This is a genomic window from Variovorax sp. KBS0712 (assembly GCF_006323185.2).
Taxonomy (GTDB): domain Bacteria; phylum Pseudomonadota; class Gammaproteobacteria; order Burkholderiales; family Burkholderiaceae_C; genus Variovorax; species Variovorax boronicumulans.
Window position 1 is genome coordinate 3,373,878 of the sequence record NZ_VCCD02000001.1, and the last position, 13,290, is coordinate 3,387,167.

Consider the following 13,290-nt stretch of genomic DNA (forward strand, 5'->3'; position numbering starts at 1 on the left):
GGACGATCCCCACCATGCGCCACACCCTGCTTGCCGCGGCCCTTGCCGCTTCCGCCCTGCTGACCGGCGTTGCCGCCCATGCGGACCAGCTCGCCGACATCAAGAAAAAGGGCGAACTCGTGGTCGGCGTGCTCGGCACCGACGAGCCCGCCACCTTCATCGATCCGAAGACGCGCCAGATCGTCGGCTACGAGGTCGACCTGGTGAACGCCATTGCGAAAAAGATCGGCGTGAAGCCGGTGCTCAAGCAGATCGCCGTGGCCGCGCGCATTCCCGAACTGCAGCAGGGCCACGTGGACCTGGTGGCCGCCGGCCTCACGCACAACAAGGAGCGCGAGGCGCAGATCGACTTCTCGCTCACCACCTTCGTCACCGGCCAGAAGGCCATCGTGAAGAAGACCAGCGGCATCACCGAGGTGCCGCAGCTCGGCGGCAAGAAGGTGCTGACCATCCGCGGCGGCACGCAGGAGCCCAACATCCGCAAGGCCGTGCCCACCGCCGAGGTCGTGACCTTCGACACCAGCCAGCAGGCCTTCCAGGCGCTGCAGCAGGGCAAGGGCGTGGGCTACGTGGACGACGAGGCCGCGCTGCTGCGCAGCTACGCCAAGCTGGGCCCGCAGAAGGCGCAGTACGTGGTGCTCAAGCAGAACCTGAGCACCGAGTCGCTGGCCATCGGCATCAAGAAGGGCGAGAGCGGCCTGAAGACCGTGGTGGACGACACGCTGCGCGAGCTCGAGAAGTCGGGCGAAGCGCAGAAGATCTTCCTGAAGTGGTACGGCCCGAGCACGGCATCGGGCTTCCAGACGCGCGACTTCAAGCTCGAGACCGACAAGATCGACTAAGCCCCGCGCGCTCGGCACACCAGGGGCGGGCCGCCATGCGACCCGCCCTTCGCTTTTGAGCGGCACGGCCCGCATGCGTACCATGTGCGCCCCGGCGCCTTTCGCCGTGCCTCCCGTTTCCCATGCCCCTGTTCGACTATTCGCTGCTGCTGACCGGCCAGTACCACGACATGCTGGTCGCGGGCCTGTGGCTGTCGCTGCAGCTGCTCGCGGTCTCGCTCGTCTTCGCGCTGCCGCTGGCGCTGGTGGTGGCGCTGCTGCGGCTCTCGCCGCTGGCGCCGCTGCGCTGGCTCGGCTTTGCGTATGTGGAATCGATCCGCAACATCCCGCTGCTGGCCCACATGCTGTTCTGGTATTTCGGCGCGCCCGAGCTGCTGCCCGAAGGCCTGAAGACCTGGCTCTACGAAGGCCACATCGAGGCCTACAGCGCGATCGTGGCGCTGTCGCTGTACACGGCCGCCTTCATGGCGGAGGACATCCGCAGCGGCATCCGCTCGATCCCGGCCGTGCAGTTCGAGGCCGGCCGCGCGCTGGGCTTCAGCTTCCTGGCCACGATGCGCCGCGTGGTGCTGCCGCAGGCATTGCGCGTGACCGTGCCGCCGCTCATCTCGCAGACGCTGAGCCTGTGGAAGAACACCTCGATCGCCACGGTGATCGGTGTGGCCGAGCTGATGTACCAGGCCGGGCAGGTCGAGAGCGCGACCTTCCGCAGCTTCGAGTCGTTCGCGTTCGCGAGTGCGGCGTACCTGACGGTGTCGCTGGCCATCACCGGGCTGGCGACCTGGTACCACCACCGGTTCCCGGTGCGGACCATCTGAAGGCGCGGTCGTCATGTTGGAAATCATCAACGACTACTGGGTCTACTTCCTCATCGGCCAGTACCCGAACGGCCCGCTCGGCGGCCTGGTGCTCACGCTGCTGCTGGCCTCGTGCGGGCTGGTGCTGGCGCTGCCGCTGGGCATCGTGCTCGGCCTGGCGCGCGTGAGCCCGTGGCGCTGCGTGCGCTGGCCCGTCACAGCGCTGGTGTTCGTGGTGCGCGGCCTGCCGCTGCTGATGGTGATCTTCTGGGCCTACTTCTTCCTGCCCAGCGTCACGGGCGTGAAGACCGACCAGTTCACCACCATGCTGATCGCGCTCGTGATCTTCGATGCCGCCTACCTCGCCGAGATCGTGCGCGCCGGCATCCAGGGCCTGCCGCGCGGGCAGATGGAAACCGCGCGCGCGCTCGGCCTGAGCTACTTCGGCGCGATGCGCCTCGTGGTGCTGCCGCAGGCGCTGCGCAGCATGCTGCCCTCGCTGGTGAACCAGTTCGTCTCGACCATCAAGGAGACCTCGCTGGGCTACATCATCGGGCTGGCCGAGGTGTCGTTCATCGCCACGCAGATCAACACGCAGGTGTTCACCAAGCCGGCGCAGATCTACCTGATCCTGGGCCTGACCTACTTCATCCTGTGCTTCGGCCTCTCGCGCTTCGCCTACTGGCTGGAGCGCCGGCTCGCGCGCCGCGGCCTTCCCGCCGCGCCTCTCAAGGTGCCCGCATGATCGAACTCCAACAAGTCAACAAGTGGTACGGCAGCTACCACGCGCTGGTCGACGTGACCGAGACCATCCACAAGGGCGAGGTGGTCGTGGTGTGCGGGCCCTCGGGCTCGGGCAAGTCGACGCTGATCCGCACCTTCAACCGGCTGGAGCCGATCCAGTCGGGCCGCATCACGCTCGACGGGCAGGACATCCACGCGCCCGGCCTGGACGTGAACGCGTTCCGCTCGCGCATCGGCTTCGTGTTCCAGCAGTTCAACCTGTTCCCGCACCTCAGCGTGCTACAGAACTGCACCATGGCGCCGATGCAGCTGCACGGCCTGTCGCGCAAGGAGGCCGACGCGCGCGCGATGGCACTGCTGGAGCGCGTGGGCCTGGCCAACAAAGCCAATGCGTGGCCCGGCGAGCTGTCGGGCGGCCAGCAGCAGCGCGTGGCCATTGCGCGCGCGCTCGCCATGAAGCCGCCGCTGATGCTGTTCGACGAGCCCACCAGCGCGCTCGACCCCGAGATGGTCGGCGAGGTGCTGCTGGTGATGCGCGACCTCACGCGCGACGGCATGACCATGGTGTGCGTGACGCACGAGATGGGCTTCGCGCGCGAGGTGGCCGACCGCGTGCTCTTCATGGACCAGGGCCAGGTGCTCGAACGCGCCACGCCCGACGATTTCTTCAACCGCCCGCAGCACCCGCGTGCGCAGCAGTTCCTGTCCGACATCCGTTCGCCTTTTTCGAGAGACGCATGACCGACTCCTCCCTCCCCCTCATCGACGTCGCCCCGCTGGTGGCCGGCGCGCCCGAACGCGAACGCGTGGCGGCGCAGATCGGCGACGCCTGCCGTGCGCACGGCTTTTTCTACGTCACGGGCCACGGCGTCGATGCCGCATTGATCCAACGGCTCGAAGACCTGAGCCACAGGTTCTTCGACCTGCCCGAGGAAACCAAGATGCAATGGCGCATGGCCCTGGGCGGCCGCGCCTGGCGCGGCTTCTTCCCGCGCGGCGGCGAGCTGACCTCGGGCCGCCCCGACTGGAAGGAAGGCCTGTACCTGGGCACCGAGCTGCCCGCCGACCACCCGCTGGTGCTGGCGAAGACGCCGGTGCACGGGCCGAATCTCTTTCCCGACGTGCCGGACTTTCGCGAGACCATCCTCGCGTACATGGACGCCGTCACGCAGCTGGGCCACCGGCTGATGGAAGGCATCGCGCTGAGCCTCGGCCTGCCCGCCTCCTATTTCGCTGAACGCTACACGGCCGACCCGCTGATCCTGTTCCGCCTCTTCAACTACCCGACGCAGGCCGTGCCCGAAGGGCTGGACGTGCAGTGGGGCGTGGGCGAGCACACCGACTACGGCCTGCTCACGATCCTGCACCAGGACACCGTGGGCGGCCTCGCGGTGCACACGCCGGGCGGCTGGATCGATGCGCCGCCGGTGCCCGGCGCCTTCGTCTGCAACATCGGCGACATGCTCGACCGCATGACCGGCGGGCTCTACAAATCGACGCCGCACCGCGTGAAGCGCAACACCTCGGGCCGCGACCGGCTCTCGTTCCCGCTGTTCTTCGACCCGAACTTCGAAGCCCGCGTGCAGCGCATCGAGGGCCTGGCCGGCGCCGACGCGCTGGACGACAGCGCCGAGCGCTGGGACCGCGCCAACGTGCACGCCTTCAGCGGCCGCTACGGCGACTACCTGCTGGCCAAGGTGTCGAAGGTGTTCCCGCAGCTGCGGGACGAAGTGCTCTGAACTGAACGCGGGCCCTGACTTCGTCAGGGAAACCAGCGCGGCACGTGCGGCATCGCGTCGTGCAGCGAATCGAGCACATGAAAGGCCTGCGCGACGATCGCCTCGGGCGGGTGCTTGAGGTCGGGCACCACCACCACGCGCATGCCGGCGGCGAGCGCGGCCTTGGCGCCGTTCTCGCTGTCCTCGAAGGCGACGCACGCCGCAGGGTCCACGCCCAGGCGCTCGGCCGCGAGCCGGTACAGCGCGGGGTCTGGCTTGGCGCGCGCCACCTCGTCGCCGCCCGCGAAGGCCTCGAAGTGATGGAGCACGTCGAGGCTGCCCAGGCAGGCCGCGATCTGGCCGCGCGTGGACGACGAGGCGACCGCGCAGCGCGTGCCGCGTCCGCGCAAGGCGGCAAGCAGCTCGGCCGCGCCGGGCTTGATGGGAAAGAGCGGCCGAGCGTCGCCGTCGGCGCGTTCCAGCTGCAGCGCGGCGGTCACCTGCGTCGCCGCGTGCTGGTAGGCGGCGGGGCCGCCGAGCAGCGCGGCAAGAATCTGTTTGGACTCGCTCATGGCCAGCCCCACGCATTGCAGGTACTGGGCGTGCGAAAGCTCGACATCGAGCGTGCGGGCCGCGGCGATCCAGGCGGCCATGATGGGGCGCTCCGAATCGATCAGCAGCCCATCCATGTCAAAAATGGCGGCGGTGAACATCGAGGCGAATCCTAAGCGAGCGACGCAGCGGCCATGAAAAAAGGGGCCATCGGCCCCTTCGTTCGAGAAACGCTGCCGGTCAGTCCCGCGCCAGCGCCCGGTTCAGCCCCAGCGCCGCCAGCGTGCCGAGCGCGCCCGACAGCAGGTAGATGCTCACGAAGGCCAGGCCGAAGTGCGCCGACAGGCCCAGGGCGACCAGCGGGGCAAAGGCCGCGCCGATGAGCCAGGCCAGGTCGGCCGTGAGGGCCGCGCCCACGTAGCGGTACTTGGGCGCGAAGTTGGAGGTCACGGCGCCGGCCGCCTGGCCGTACGACAGGCCCAAGAGCGCAAAGCCCAGCACGATGAAGATGTCCTGGCCGATGCGTCCGCCGTCGAGCAGCGTGGGCGCGAAGCCGCTGAACACGGCGATCATGGCGGCCAGGCCACCGAGCGTGAAGCGACGGCCGATGCGGTCGGCGATCAGGCCCGAGGCCACGATGCCGATGGCGCCGAACACCGCGCCGACCATCTGCACGATCAGGAATTCGGTGATCGACTGGTCGGAGTACAGCGAAATCCACGACAGCGGGAACACCGTGATCAGGTGGAACAGCGCGTAGCTGGCCAGCGCGGCGAACGCGCCGATCAGCAGGTTGGCGCCCTGCGAGCGGGTCAGCTCGACCACGCTGGTGGGCTGCAGCTCGCGCTCTTCGAGCAGGCGCGCGTACTCGTCGGTGGCCACCAGGCGCAGGCGCGCGAACAGCGCCACGACGTTGATGGCGAAGGCCACGTAGAAGGTGTAGCGCCAGCCCCAGTCGAGGAAGTCGGCCAGCGGCAGGCTGGAATACAGGTACGCGAACAGCGCGCTGGCCAGGAAGAAGCCCAGCGGTGCACCCAACTGGCCCAGCATGGCGTACCAGCCGCGCTTGTTGGGCGGTGCGTTCAGCGCCAGCAGCGACGGCAGGCCGTCCCACGAGCCTCCCAGCGCCAGGCCCTGGGCAAAGCGGAAGATCGACAGCAGCACGATGGCCGTGAAGCCGATGCTGGCGTAGCCCGGCAGGAAGGCGATGCCCGCGGTGGAGGTGCCCAGCAGGAACAACGCGATCGTCAGCTTGGTCTCGCGCCCGAATCGCCGCTGGATCGCCATCGAGATCACGGTGCCGAAGGGGCGCGCGATGAAGGCGAACGAGAAGATCACGAAGGCCCAGAGCACGCCTTCCAGGCGCTGCTCGAAGGGGAAGAACACCGCCGGGAACACCAGCACCGAGGCGATGCCGTAGACGAAGAAGTCGAAATACTCGGAGGCGCGGCCGATGACCACGCCGACCGCGATCTCGCCCGGGGCGATGTGCGAATGGTCGGCGTCTGCGGCGCGGGCGCCGCCTTCGGTCGGGTGCGACACAGGCTGGGCGCCTGGTGGACTGATGCTGGACGTCGTCATCTTGCTAGCTGGCTGGCTGTAATTCGGGTGTCATGCCGAGGCACGACACAGGGGAAATTCTGGACACCCTGTAGCGTCTCACCGAATTGCGTTTACCGCCATAGGACAAAACGTCCAATAGGCGGAATCCCTTGGGCGGCGTAGATTGCAGGGTCATTTTTGCGCGGCCTTCGCACTTTCCTCTCCCGGCATGCACATCCTCAAGACCCTTCGCCGAGCACTTCTGCTGCTTTCCGCCATTTTCCTGGCGGGCTGCAACACGGTGCTGTTGAACCCCTCCGGCGACATCGCCAACCAGCAGGGACGCCTGATCGTCGTCTCCACGGTGCTGATGCTGATCATCATCATTCCGGTGATCGCCCTGACCATCTTCTTTGCCTGGCGCTATCGCCAGTCGAACAAGGAGGCCACCTACAGCCCCGACTGGGACCACTCCACGCAGCTCGAGCTGGCGATCTGGGCCGCGCCGCTGCTGATCATCATCGCGCTGGGCGCGATCACCTGGATCAGCACCCACACGCTGGACCCGTACCGCCCGCTGAGCCGCCTGGACGCGCAGCGCCCGATTCCCGCCGAAACCAAGCCGCTGGTGGTCGAGGTGGTGGCGCTGGACTGGAAGTGGCTCTTCATCTACCCCGAGCAGGGCATCGCCACGGTGAACGAGCTGGCCGCCCCGGTGGACCGCCCGATCAGCTTCAAGATCACGGCCTCGTCGGTCATGAACTCCTTCTTCATCCCCGCGCTGGCCGGCCAGATCTATGCCATGCCGGGCATGGAGACCAAGCTGCATGCGGTGATCAACAAGCCGGGCGAATTCGACGGCTTCTCCGCCAACTACAGCGGCGCGGGCTTCTCGGGCATGCGCTTCAAGTTCCACGGCCTGAGCCATGACGGCTTCGACCAGTGGGTGGCCAAGGTCAAGACCGGCAAAGAGGGCGAACTGACCCGCGAGCAATACAAGAAGCTCGAAGTGCCGAGCGAGCGCGAGCCCGTGCGCCACTACGCCGCAGTCGACCCCGCCCTGTACGACGCCATCCTGAACCTGTGCGTCGACCGCAACAAGATGTGCATGAAGGAAATGATGGCCATCGACGCCGACGGCGGCCTGGGCAAGCCCGGCGCCTTCAACGTCGCCACCAAGCAGGCCTGGCAGGCCGACTCCCTCGACACGCCCAAGCGCAAGTACGTCACCGCGATGTGCACCACCGAAGACTAAGATGTTGCAGAACCTAGACCTGACGAAGCTCGTCTTCGGCCGCCTCTCCTGGGAGGCGATTCCCCTTCACGAGCCGATCCTGCTCGTGACCTTCGCAGCCGTGATCCTGGGCGGCCTGGCGCTGCTGGGCGCCGTGACCTACTTCAAGCTGTGGGGCACCTTGTGGCGCGACTGGATCACCAGCATCGACCACAAGAAGATCGGCATCATGTACATCATCCTGGGCCTGGTGATGCTGCTGCGCGGCTTCGCCGACGCGCTGATGATGCGGGCCCAGCAGGCCGTCGCCTTCGGGGACAACGCGGGCTTTTTGCCGCCGCACCACTACGACCAGATCTTCACCGCCCACGGCGTGATCATGATCTTCTTCGTGGCGATGCCGCTGGTCACGGGCCTCATGAACTTCGTGGTGCCGCTGCAGATCGGCGCGCGCGACGTGGCCTTCCCGTTCCTGAACAACTTCAGCTTCTGGATGACCACCTTCGGCGCCGGCCTCGTGATGGCCTCGCTGTTCGTGGGCGAGTTCGCCAAGACCGGCTGGCTGGCCTACCCGCCGCTGTCGGGCATCCTGTTCAGTCCTGACGTGGGGGTCGATTACTACATCTGGTCCTTGCAGATCGCAGGGGTCGGAACGCTGCTATCGGGCGTGAATCTGCTGGCCACCATCGTGAAGATGCGCGCGCCCGGCATGACCATGATGAAGATGCCCGTCTTCACCTGGACCGCCCTGTGCACCAACGTGCTGATCGTGGCCGCCTTCCCGGTGCTCACGGCCGTGCTGGCCCTGCTGTCGCTGGACCGTTACGTCGGCACCAACTTCTTCACGAACGACATGGGCGGCAACGCCATGATGTACGTGAACCTGATCTGGATCTGGGGCCACCCCGAGGTGTACATCCTGATCCTGCCGGCCTTCGGCATCTTCTCGGAAGTGGTCTCCACCTTCTCGGGCAAGCGCCTGTTCGGCTACGCCTCGATGGTGTACGCCACGGTCGTGATCACGATCCTGTCCTACCTCGTGTGGCTGCACCACTTCTTCACCATGGGCTCCGGCGCCAGCGTGAACTCGTTCTTCGGCATCACGACGATGATCATCTCGATCCCCACGGGGGCGAAGATCTTCAACTGGCTCTTCACCATGTACCGCGGCCGCATCCGTTTCGAGCTGCCCATGATGTGGACCATCGGCTTCATGATCACCTTCGTGATCGGCGGCATGACCGGCGTGCTGCTGGCCGTGCCCCCGGCCGACTTCGTGCTGCACAACAGCCTGTTCCTGATTGCCCACTTCCACAACGTGATCATCGGCGGCGTGCTGTTCGGCATGCTGGCGGGCATCACCTACTGGTTCCCGAAGGCCTTCGGCTACAAGCTCGATCCGTTCTGGGGCAAGTGCTCGTTCTGGTTCTGGATCGTCGGCTTCTGGATGGCCTTCATGCCGCTGTACATCCTGGGCCTGATGGGCGTCACCCGCCGCATGAGCCACTTCCAGGACATGTCGCTGCAGATCTGGTTCCAGGTCGCCGCCTTCGGCGCGGTGCTGATCGCGCTGGGCATCGCCTCGTTCCTGATCCAGCTGGTGGTGAGCTTCATCCGCCGCGAGTCGCTGCGCGACACCACGGGCGACCCGTGGAACGGCCGCACGCTGGAGTGGTCGACCTCGTCGCCGCCGCCGGCCTACAACTTCGCGTTCACGCCGCGCGTGCATGACAACGACGCCTGGACCGACATGAAGGCCCGTGGCTACCAGCGTCCGCTGGACGGCTTCAGCCCCGTGCACATGCCCAAGAACACGGCCGCCGGCTTCGTCATCGCGGCGCTGAGCGCGGTGTGCGGCTTCGCCCTGATCTGGCAGATGTGGCTCGTCGCGGGCATCGGCTTCGTGGCCATGCTGGCCGCGATCATCGCCCACACCTTCAACTACAAGCGCGACTACTACATCCCCGCGGAAGAAGTCGTTCGCACCGAAGAAGCACGCACGCGCCTGCTGGCCACCGCCCATGTCTGATACCACCGCCCTCCCCTCCCGGAACGCGAACGCACCGGCGTTCGACCTGTTCCACGTCCGCAACGAGGACCACCACCCCGAGAACGGCACGCTGCTGGGCTTCTGGCTCTACCTGATGAGCGACTGCCTCATCTTCGCCTGCCTGTTCGCGGTGTACGGCGTGCTGGGCCGCAGCTACGCGGCCGGCCCCTCGGGCGCCGACCTGTTCGACCTGCCGCTGGTGGCGATGAACACCTCGCTGCTGCTGCTGTCGTCGATCACCTACGGCTTCGCGATGCTCGAGATGCAGCGCAAGCGCATGGGCGGCGTGCTGCTGTGGCTGGGCATCACGGGCCTCCTGGGCCTGGGCTTCATCGGCCTGGAGCTGTACGAGTTCGCGCACCTGCTGCACGAAGGCGCCGGCCCGCAGCGCAGCGCCTTCCTGTCGTCGTTCTTCGCACTGGTGGGCACGCACGGCCTGCACGTGAGCTTCGGCATCATCTGGCTGGTCGTGCTGATGGTCCAGCTGCCCAAGCACGGCTTCACCGCCGCCAACCGCCGCCGCCTGATGTGCCTGTCGATGTTCTGGCACTTCCTGGACGTCGTGTGGATCGGCGTCTTCACCTTTGTCTACCTCATGGGATCGATGGCATGAGCGCCCCCGCACACACCGCCACCGCCGCACACGGCCACGGCGCACACGACAGCCACGGCCACGGCGACCATCACGACGACGGCCCCGTGAGCCACAGCACCTTCAAGGGCTACATGACCGGCTTCGTGCTGGCCGTGATCCTGACCGCGATCCCGTTCTGGCTCGTGATGGGCAAGGTGATCGCCAACCCGAGCACCACCGCCCTCGTCATCCTCGGCTTCGCCGTGGTGCAGATCGTGGTCCACATGGTGTACTTCCTGCACATGGACGCCAAGTCCGAAGGCGGCTGGAACATGCTGGCGCTGATCTTCACGCTGGTGCTCGTGGTCATCACGCTGGCCGGCTCGTTGTGGGTCATGTATCACATGAACACCAACATGATGCCGGCCATGGTCCACGACATGAAGAACATGCCCTGATGGCCCCGGCCGCCCGCCCGCGCTCCGTTGTCACGCGTGCGGCGCTGGCGGTCTGCGCCCTCCTCGCCTTTGCCGGCTTTCTTGCGCTCGGCACCTGGCAGGTCGAGCGCAGGGCCTGGAAGCTCGATCTCATCGCCCGCGTCGACCAGCGCGTGCACGCCCCGGCCGCCGACGCGCCGGCGCGACCCGAATGGCCCACGGTCAACGCGGCCAACGACGAATACCGGCACGTGCGCCTTCGCGGCACGTTCCTCCATGACAAGGAAGCGCTGGTGCAGGCCAGCACCCGGCTCGGTGCCGGCTTCTGGGTGCTGACCCCGCTGCGCACCGCCGACGGCAGCGTCGTGCTCGTCAACCGCGGCTTCGTGCCGCCTGAAGCGCGTGAACGCGCGGCGCGCACTGCCCCCGAGCCCCAGGGCGACACCACCGTGGCCGGCCTGCTGCGCCTGACCGAACCCAAGGGCGGCTTCCTGCGCACGAACGACCCCGCGGCCGACCGCTGGTTTTCGCGCGACGTGCAGGCCATTGCCGCCGCGCGCGGCCTGGCCGACGTGGCGCCCTACTTCGTCGATGCCGAGGGCGGCGCTGCGCCCGCACAGGCCGCGCCCACGTGGCCGGCGGGCGGCCTGACGGTCATCGCCTTTCCCAACAGCCACCTCGTCTACGCCCTCACCTGGTACGGGCTGGCGCTGATGGTGCTCGGCGCCTACGGGTTCGTGTGGCGCGACGACCGGCGCCGACGGGCATCGCAAGACGGTAGCGGCGAAAATGCACCGCATGCCGACGCCGCACGCCCCGACCCCGCCGATGCCCGCCGCGACTGACAAGCTCGTCGCGGTGGCCGGCGAGCTGCACGCCCCGCGCGCGGGCGTCGCGAGCCTGGACAACGCCATCGGCCACCAGAACATGCAGCAGCTGATCCAGCTGCGCTGGTTCGCCGTGGTCGGGCAGGTGGCCACCATCCTCGTGGTGCACTACGGCTTCGGCATCCGCCTGCCGCTGAACCACATGCTGCAGGTGCTCACCTGCCTGGCGCTGTTCAACATGGTGAGCCTGCTGCGCCTGCGCATCCATGGCCGCGTGACCAACGAAGAGCTGTTCGTCGCGCTGCTGGTCGACGTGGCCACGCTCACGGCCCAGCTGTACCTCAGCGGCGGCGCCACCAACCCCTTCGTCTTCCTGTACCTGCTGCAGGTGATCCTGGGCGCGGTGCTGCTCAAGGCCTGGTCGACCTGGACCATCGTGGTCATCACCGGCCTGTGCTTCGCGGGCCTGGCGCTGTTCTCGCGCCCGCTGCCCTTGCCGCTGGACCACGACCGCGGCCTGTGGAGCCCCTACGTGCAGGGCATGCTGGTGTGCTTCGCGCTCAATGCGGCGCTGCTGGTGGTCTTCATCACCCGCATCAGCCGCAACCTGCGCGTGCGCGACGCGCGGCTGGCCGACCTGCGCCAGCGCGCCTCCGAAGAGGAACACATCGTGCGCATGGGCCTGCTGGCCTCGGGCGCGGCGCACGAGCTGGGCACGCCGCTGGCCACGCTGGCCGTGATCCTGGGCGACTGGCGCCGGCTGCCGCACTTCAGCTCCGACCCCGAGCTGCTGCAGGAAGTGGCCGAGATGGAAGTGCAGATCCAGCGCTGCAAGAGCATCGTGAGCGGCATCCTGCTGTCGGCCGGCGAGACGCGCGGCGAGTCGTCCGAAGAAACCACCGTGCGCACCTTCCTGGACGACCTGGTCGAAGAATGGCGCACCACGCGCCCGGTCGAGGAGTTCGACTACGAGAACCTGTTCGGGCAGGATTTGCCCATGGTCTCCGACTCGGCCATCAAGCAGATGGTGTGCAACGTGCTCGACAACGCGCTCGAGGCCTCGCCGCACTGGCTGCGCCTGGAAGCCACGCACGACGCCGACGCACTCACCATCACCGTCACCGACGCGGGCCCCGGCTTCATGCCGGCCATCCTCGCGGAGTTCGGCAAGCCCTACCAGTCGAGCAAGGGCCGACCCGGCGGCGGGCTCGGCCTGTTCCTGGTGGTGAACGTGGCGCGCACCCTGGGCGGACGCGTCGCCGTGCGCAACCGCCCCGAGGGCGGCGCCATCGTGACCATCACGCTGCCGCTGGCGGCCATCGTGCTCGAAGAGGACGAGGAAGCAGCAACCACCCTCGCGGACAACGCCGCGCCCCCAGTCCCGAGCAGCCCATGACCCACACACCCGACACCGCCGAGGTCCGCCAGTTGCTCATCGTCGAGGACGACGAGGCCTTCGCGCGCACGCTCGCCCGCTCCTTCGAACGGCGCGGCTACGTGGTGGTGCATGCGCGCAACCTCGAGGAGGTGGAAGCGCTGCTTGAAGAAGGCGACGGCCCCTCGCCCGGCTACGCGGTGGTCGACCTGAAGCTCAACGGCGAGGCCTCGGGCCTGGCCTGCGTGCAGATGCTGCACCGGCACGACGCCGAAATGCTGATCGTGGTGCTCACCGGCTTCGCGAGCATCGCCACCGCCGTCGAGGCCATCAAGCTCGGCGCCTGCCACTACCTGGCCAAGCCCTCGAACACCGACGACATCGAGGCCGCCTTCGGCCGCGCCGCCGGCACCACCGAGGTCGAACTGACCAACCGCTCCACCTCGATCAAGACGCTGGAGTGGGAACGCATCCACGAAATGCTGGCCGAGACCGGCTTCAACATCTCGGAAACCGCGCGCCGGCTTGGCATGCATCGGCGCACATTGGCACGCAAACTCGGCAAACAGCAGGTCAAGTAACATGATCTGCCGGTTTC

The 13,290-nt window shown here is 67.5% G+C and carries 14 protein-coding genes; 12 read left to right on the top strand and 2 right to left on the bottom strand.

Translation table 11 applies throughout. The annotated features are described in order from the left end of the window. Positions 1-14 precede the first annotated feature (14 nt). From FFI97_RS15640 to FFI97_RS15660, 5 genes are all read left to right on the top strand, one after another. Positions 15-842 carry an ABC transporter substrate-binding protein gene (locus FFI97_RS15640; protein ID WP_139700277.1) on the top strand — a complete coding sequence of 276 codons (828 nt, stop codon included), beginning with the start codon at positions 15-17 and terminating at the stop codon, positions 840-842. A 122-nt stretch (positions 843-964) separates the two neighbouring features. Continuing rightward, positions 965-1,660 (top strand): amino acid ABC transporter permease, encoded by a 696-nt coding sequence (locus FFI97_RS15645; protein WP_056578440.1) that lies wholly within the window; start codon positions 965-967, stop codon positions 1,658-1,660. A gap of 13 nt (positions 1,661-1,673) precedes the next feature. Beyond that, on the top strand, positions 1,674-2,384 hold the full coding sequence (locus tag FFI97_RS15650) for an amino acid ABC transporter permease (RefSeq protein ID WP_139700275.1): 711 nt from the start codon (positions 1,674-1,676) through the stop codon (positions 2,382-2,384). Next, positions 2,381-3,124 carry an amino acid ABC transporter ATP-binding protein gene (locus tag FFI97_RS15655; protein WP_062469108.1) on the top strand — a complete coding sequence of 248 codons (744 nt, stop codon included), beginning with the start codon at positions 2,381-2,383 and terminating at the stop codon, positions 3,122-3,124. The genes FFI97_RS15650 and FFI97_RS15655 overlap by 4 nt, the downstream gene beginning before the upstream one ends. Continuing rightward, positions 3,121-4,122 (top strand): isopenicillin N synthase family dioxygenase, encoded by a 1,002-nt coding sequence (locus FFI97_RS15660; protein WP_139700273.1) that lies wholly within the window; start codon positions 3,121-3,123, stop codon positions 4,120-4,122. Before FFI97_RS15655 ends, FFI97_RS15660 begins: the two co-directional genes overlap by 4 nt. Before the next feature lie 23 nt (positions 4,123-4,145). On the opposite strand, the gene FFI97_RS15665 is transcribed toward FFI97_RS15660, so the two are convergent. Then, on the bottom strand, positions 4,146-4,814 hold the full coding sequence (locus FFI97_RS15665) for an HAD family hydrolase (protein WP_139700271.1): 669 nt from the start codon (positions 4,812-4,814) through the stop codon (positions 4,146-4,148). A gap of 79 nt (positions 4,815-4,893) precedes the next feature. Continuing rightward, positions 4,894-6,234, bottom strand: coding sequence for an MFS transporter (locus FFI97_RS15670; RefSeq protein WP_095743978.1), 1,341 nt, complete (start codon positions 6,232-6,234; stop codon positions 4,894-4,896). A 190-nt stretch (positions 6,235-6,424) separates the two neighbouring features. On the opposite strand from FFI97_RS15670, the gene cyoA reads away from it, so the two are divergent. Genes cyoA through FFI97_RS15705 form a run of 7 tightly spaced genes read left to right on the top strand, consistent with a single transcriptional unit; the run spans position 6,425 to position 13,273 of the window. Further along, entirely contained in the window at positions 6,425-7,450 is a 1,026-nt protein-coding gene (gene cyoA, locus FFI97_RS15675) for a ubiquinol oxidase subunit II (RefSeq protein ID WP_062469097.1), read from the top strand. A gap of 1 nt (position 7,451) precedes the next feature. Continuing rightward, the gene (gene cyoB / locus FFI97_RS15680) at positions 7,452-9,458 is read left to right on the top strand and encodes a cytochrome o ubiquinol oxidase subunit I (protein WP_139700269.1); all 2,007 of its coding nucleotides are present in this window, start codon (positions 7,452-7,454) and stop codon (positions 9,456-9,458) included. Further along, on the top strand, positions 9,451-10,092 hold the full coding sequence (gene cyoC, locus FFI97_RS15685) for a cytochrome o ubiquinol oxidase subunit III (protein WP_062469091.1): 642 nt from the start codon (positions 9,451-9,453) through the stop codon (positions 10,090-10,092). Before cyoB ends, cyoC begins: the two co-directional genes overlap by 8 nt. Continuing rightward, entirely contained in the window at positions 10,089-10,511 is a 423-nt protein-coding gene (gene cyoD, locus FFI97_RS15690; RefSeq protein ID WP_062469089.1) for a cytochrome o ubiquinol oxidase subunit IV, read from the top strand. The genes cyoC and cyoD overlap by 4 nt, the downstream gene beginning before the upstream one ends. Then, on the top strand, positions 10,511-11,335 hold the full coding sequence (locus tag FFI97_RS15695; protein WP_139700267.1) for an SURF1 family protein: 825 nt from the start codon (positions 10,511-10,513) through the stop codon (positions 11,333-11,335). The genes cyoD and FFI97_RS15695 overlap by 1 nt, the downstream gene beginning before the upstream one ends. Beyond that, entirely contained in the window at positions 11,319-12,713 is a 1,395-nt protein-coding gene (locus FFI97_RS15700; RefSeq protein ID WP_139700399.1) for an ATP-binding protein, read from the top strand. Before FFI97_RS15695 ends, FFI97_RS15700 begins: the two co-directional genes overlap by 17 nt. After that, the gene (locus FFI97_RS15705; RefSeq protein ID WP_062469084.1) at positions 12,710-13,273 is read left to right on the top strand and encodes a response regulator transcription factor; all 564 of its coding nucleotides are present in this window, start codon (positions 12,710-12,712) and stop codon (positions 13,271-13,273) included. Before FFI97_RS15700 ends, FFI97_RS15705 begins: the two co-directional genes overlap by 4 nt. The last annotated feature ends 17 nt before the right edge of the window (positions 13,274-13,290 follow it).

Excerpts from the sequence above, each read along its gene's own strand:
- FFI97_RS15640 (WP_139700277.1), top strand. The coding sequence starts at position 15 with ATGCGCCACACCCTGCTTGCCGCGGCCCTTGCCGCTTCCGCCCTGCTG.
- FFI97_RS15645 (WP_056578440.1), top strand. The coding sequence starts at position 965 with ATGCCCCTGTTCGACTATTCGCTGCTGCTGACCGGCCAGTACCACGAC.
- FFI97_RS15650 (WP_139700275.1), top strand. The coding sequence starts at position 1,674 with ATGTTGGAAATCATCAACGACTACTGGGTCTACTTCCTCATCGGCCAG.
- FFI97_RS15655 (WP_062469108.1), top strand. The coding sequence starts at position 2,381 with ATGATCGAACTCCAACAAGTCAACAAGTGGTACGGCAGCTACCACGCG.
- FFI97_RS15660 (WP_139700273.1), top strand. The coding sequence starts at position 3,121 with ATGACCGACTCCTCCCTCCCCCTCATCGACGTCGCCCCGCTGGTGGCC.
- FFI97_RS15665 (WP_139700271.1), bottom strand. The coding sequence starts at position 4,814 with ATGTTCACCGCCGCCATTTTTGACATGGATGGGCTGCTGATCGATTCG.
- FFI97_RS15670 (WP_095743978.1), bottom strand. The coding sequence starts at position 6,234 with ATGACGACGTCCAGCATCAGTCCACCAGGCGCCCAGCCTGTGTCGCAC.
- cyoA (WP_062469097.1), top strand. The coding sequence starts at position 6,425 with ATGCACATCCTCAAGACCCTTCGCCGAGCACTTCTGCTGCTTTCCGCC.
- cyoB (WP_139700269.1), top strand. The coding sequence starts at position 7,452 with ATGTTGCAGAACCTAGACCTGACGAAGCTCGTCTTCGGCCGCCTCTCC.
- cyoC (WP_062469091.1), top strand. The coding sequence starts at position 9,451 with ATGTCTGATACCACCGCCCTCCCCTCCCGGAACGCGAACGCACCGGCG.
- cyoD (WP_062469089.1), top strand. The coding sequence starts at position 10,089 with ATGAGCGCCCCCGCACACACCGCCACCGCCGCACACGGCCACGGCGCA.
- FFI97_RS15695 (WP_139700267.1), top strand. The coding sequence starts at position 10,511 with ATGGCCCCGGCCGCCCGCCCGCGCTCCGTTGTCACGCGTGCGGCGCTG.
- FFI97_RS15700 (WP_139700399.1), top strand. The coding sequence starts at position 11,319 with ATGCCCGCCGCGACTGACAAGCTCGTCGCGGTGGCCGGCGAGCTGCAC.
- FFI97_RS15705 (WP_062469084.1), top strand. The coding sequence starts at position 12,710 with ATGACCCACACACCCGACACCGCCGAGGTCCGCCAGTTGCTCATCGTC.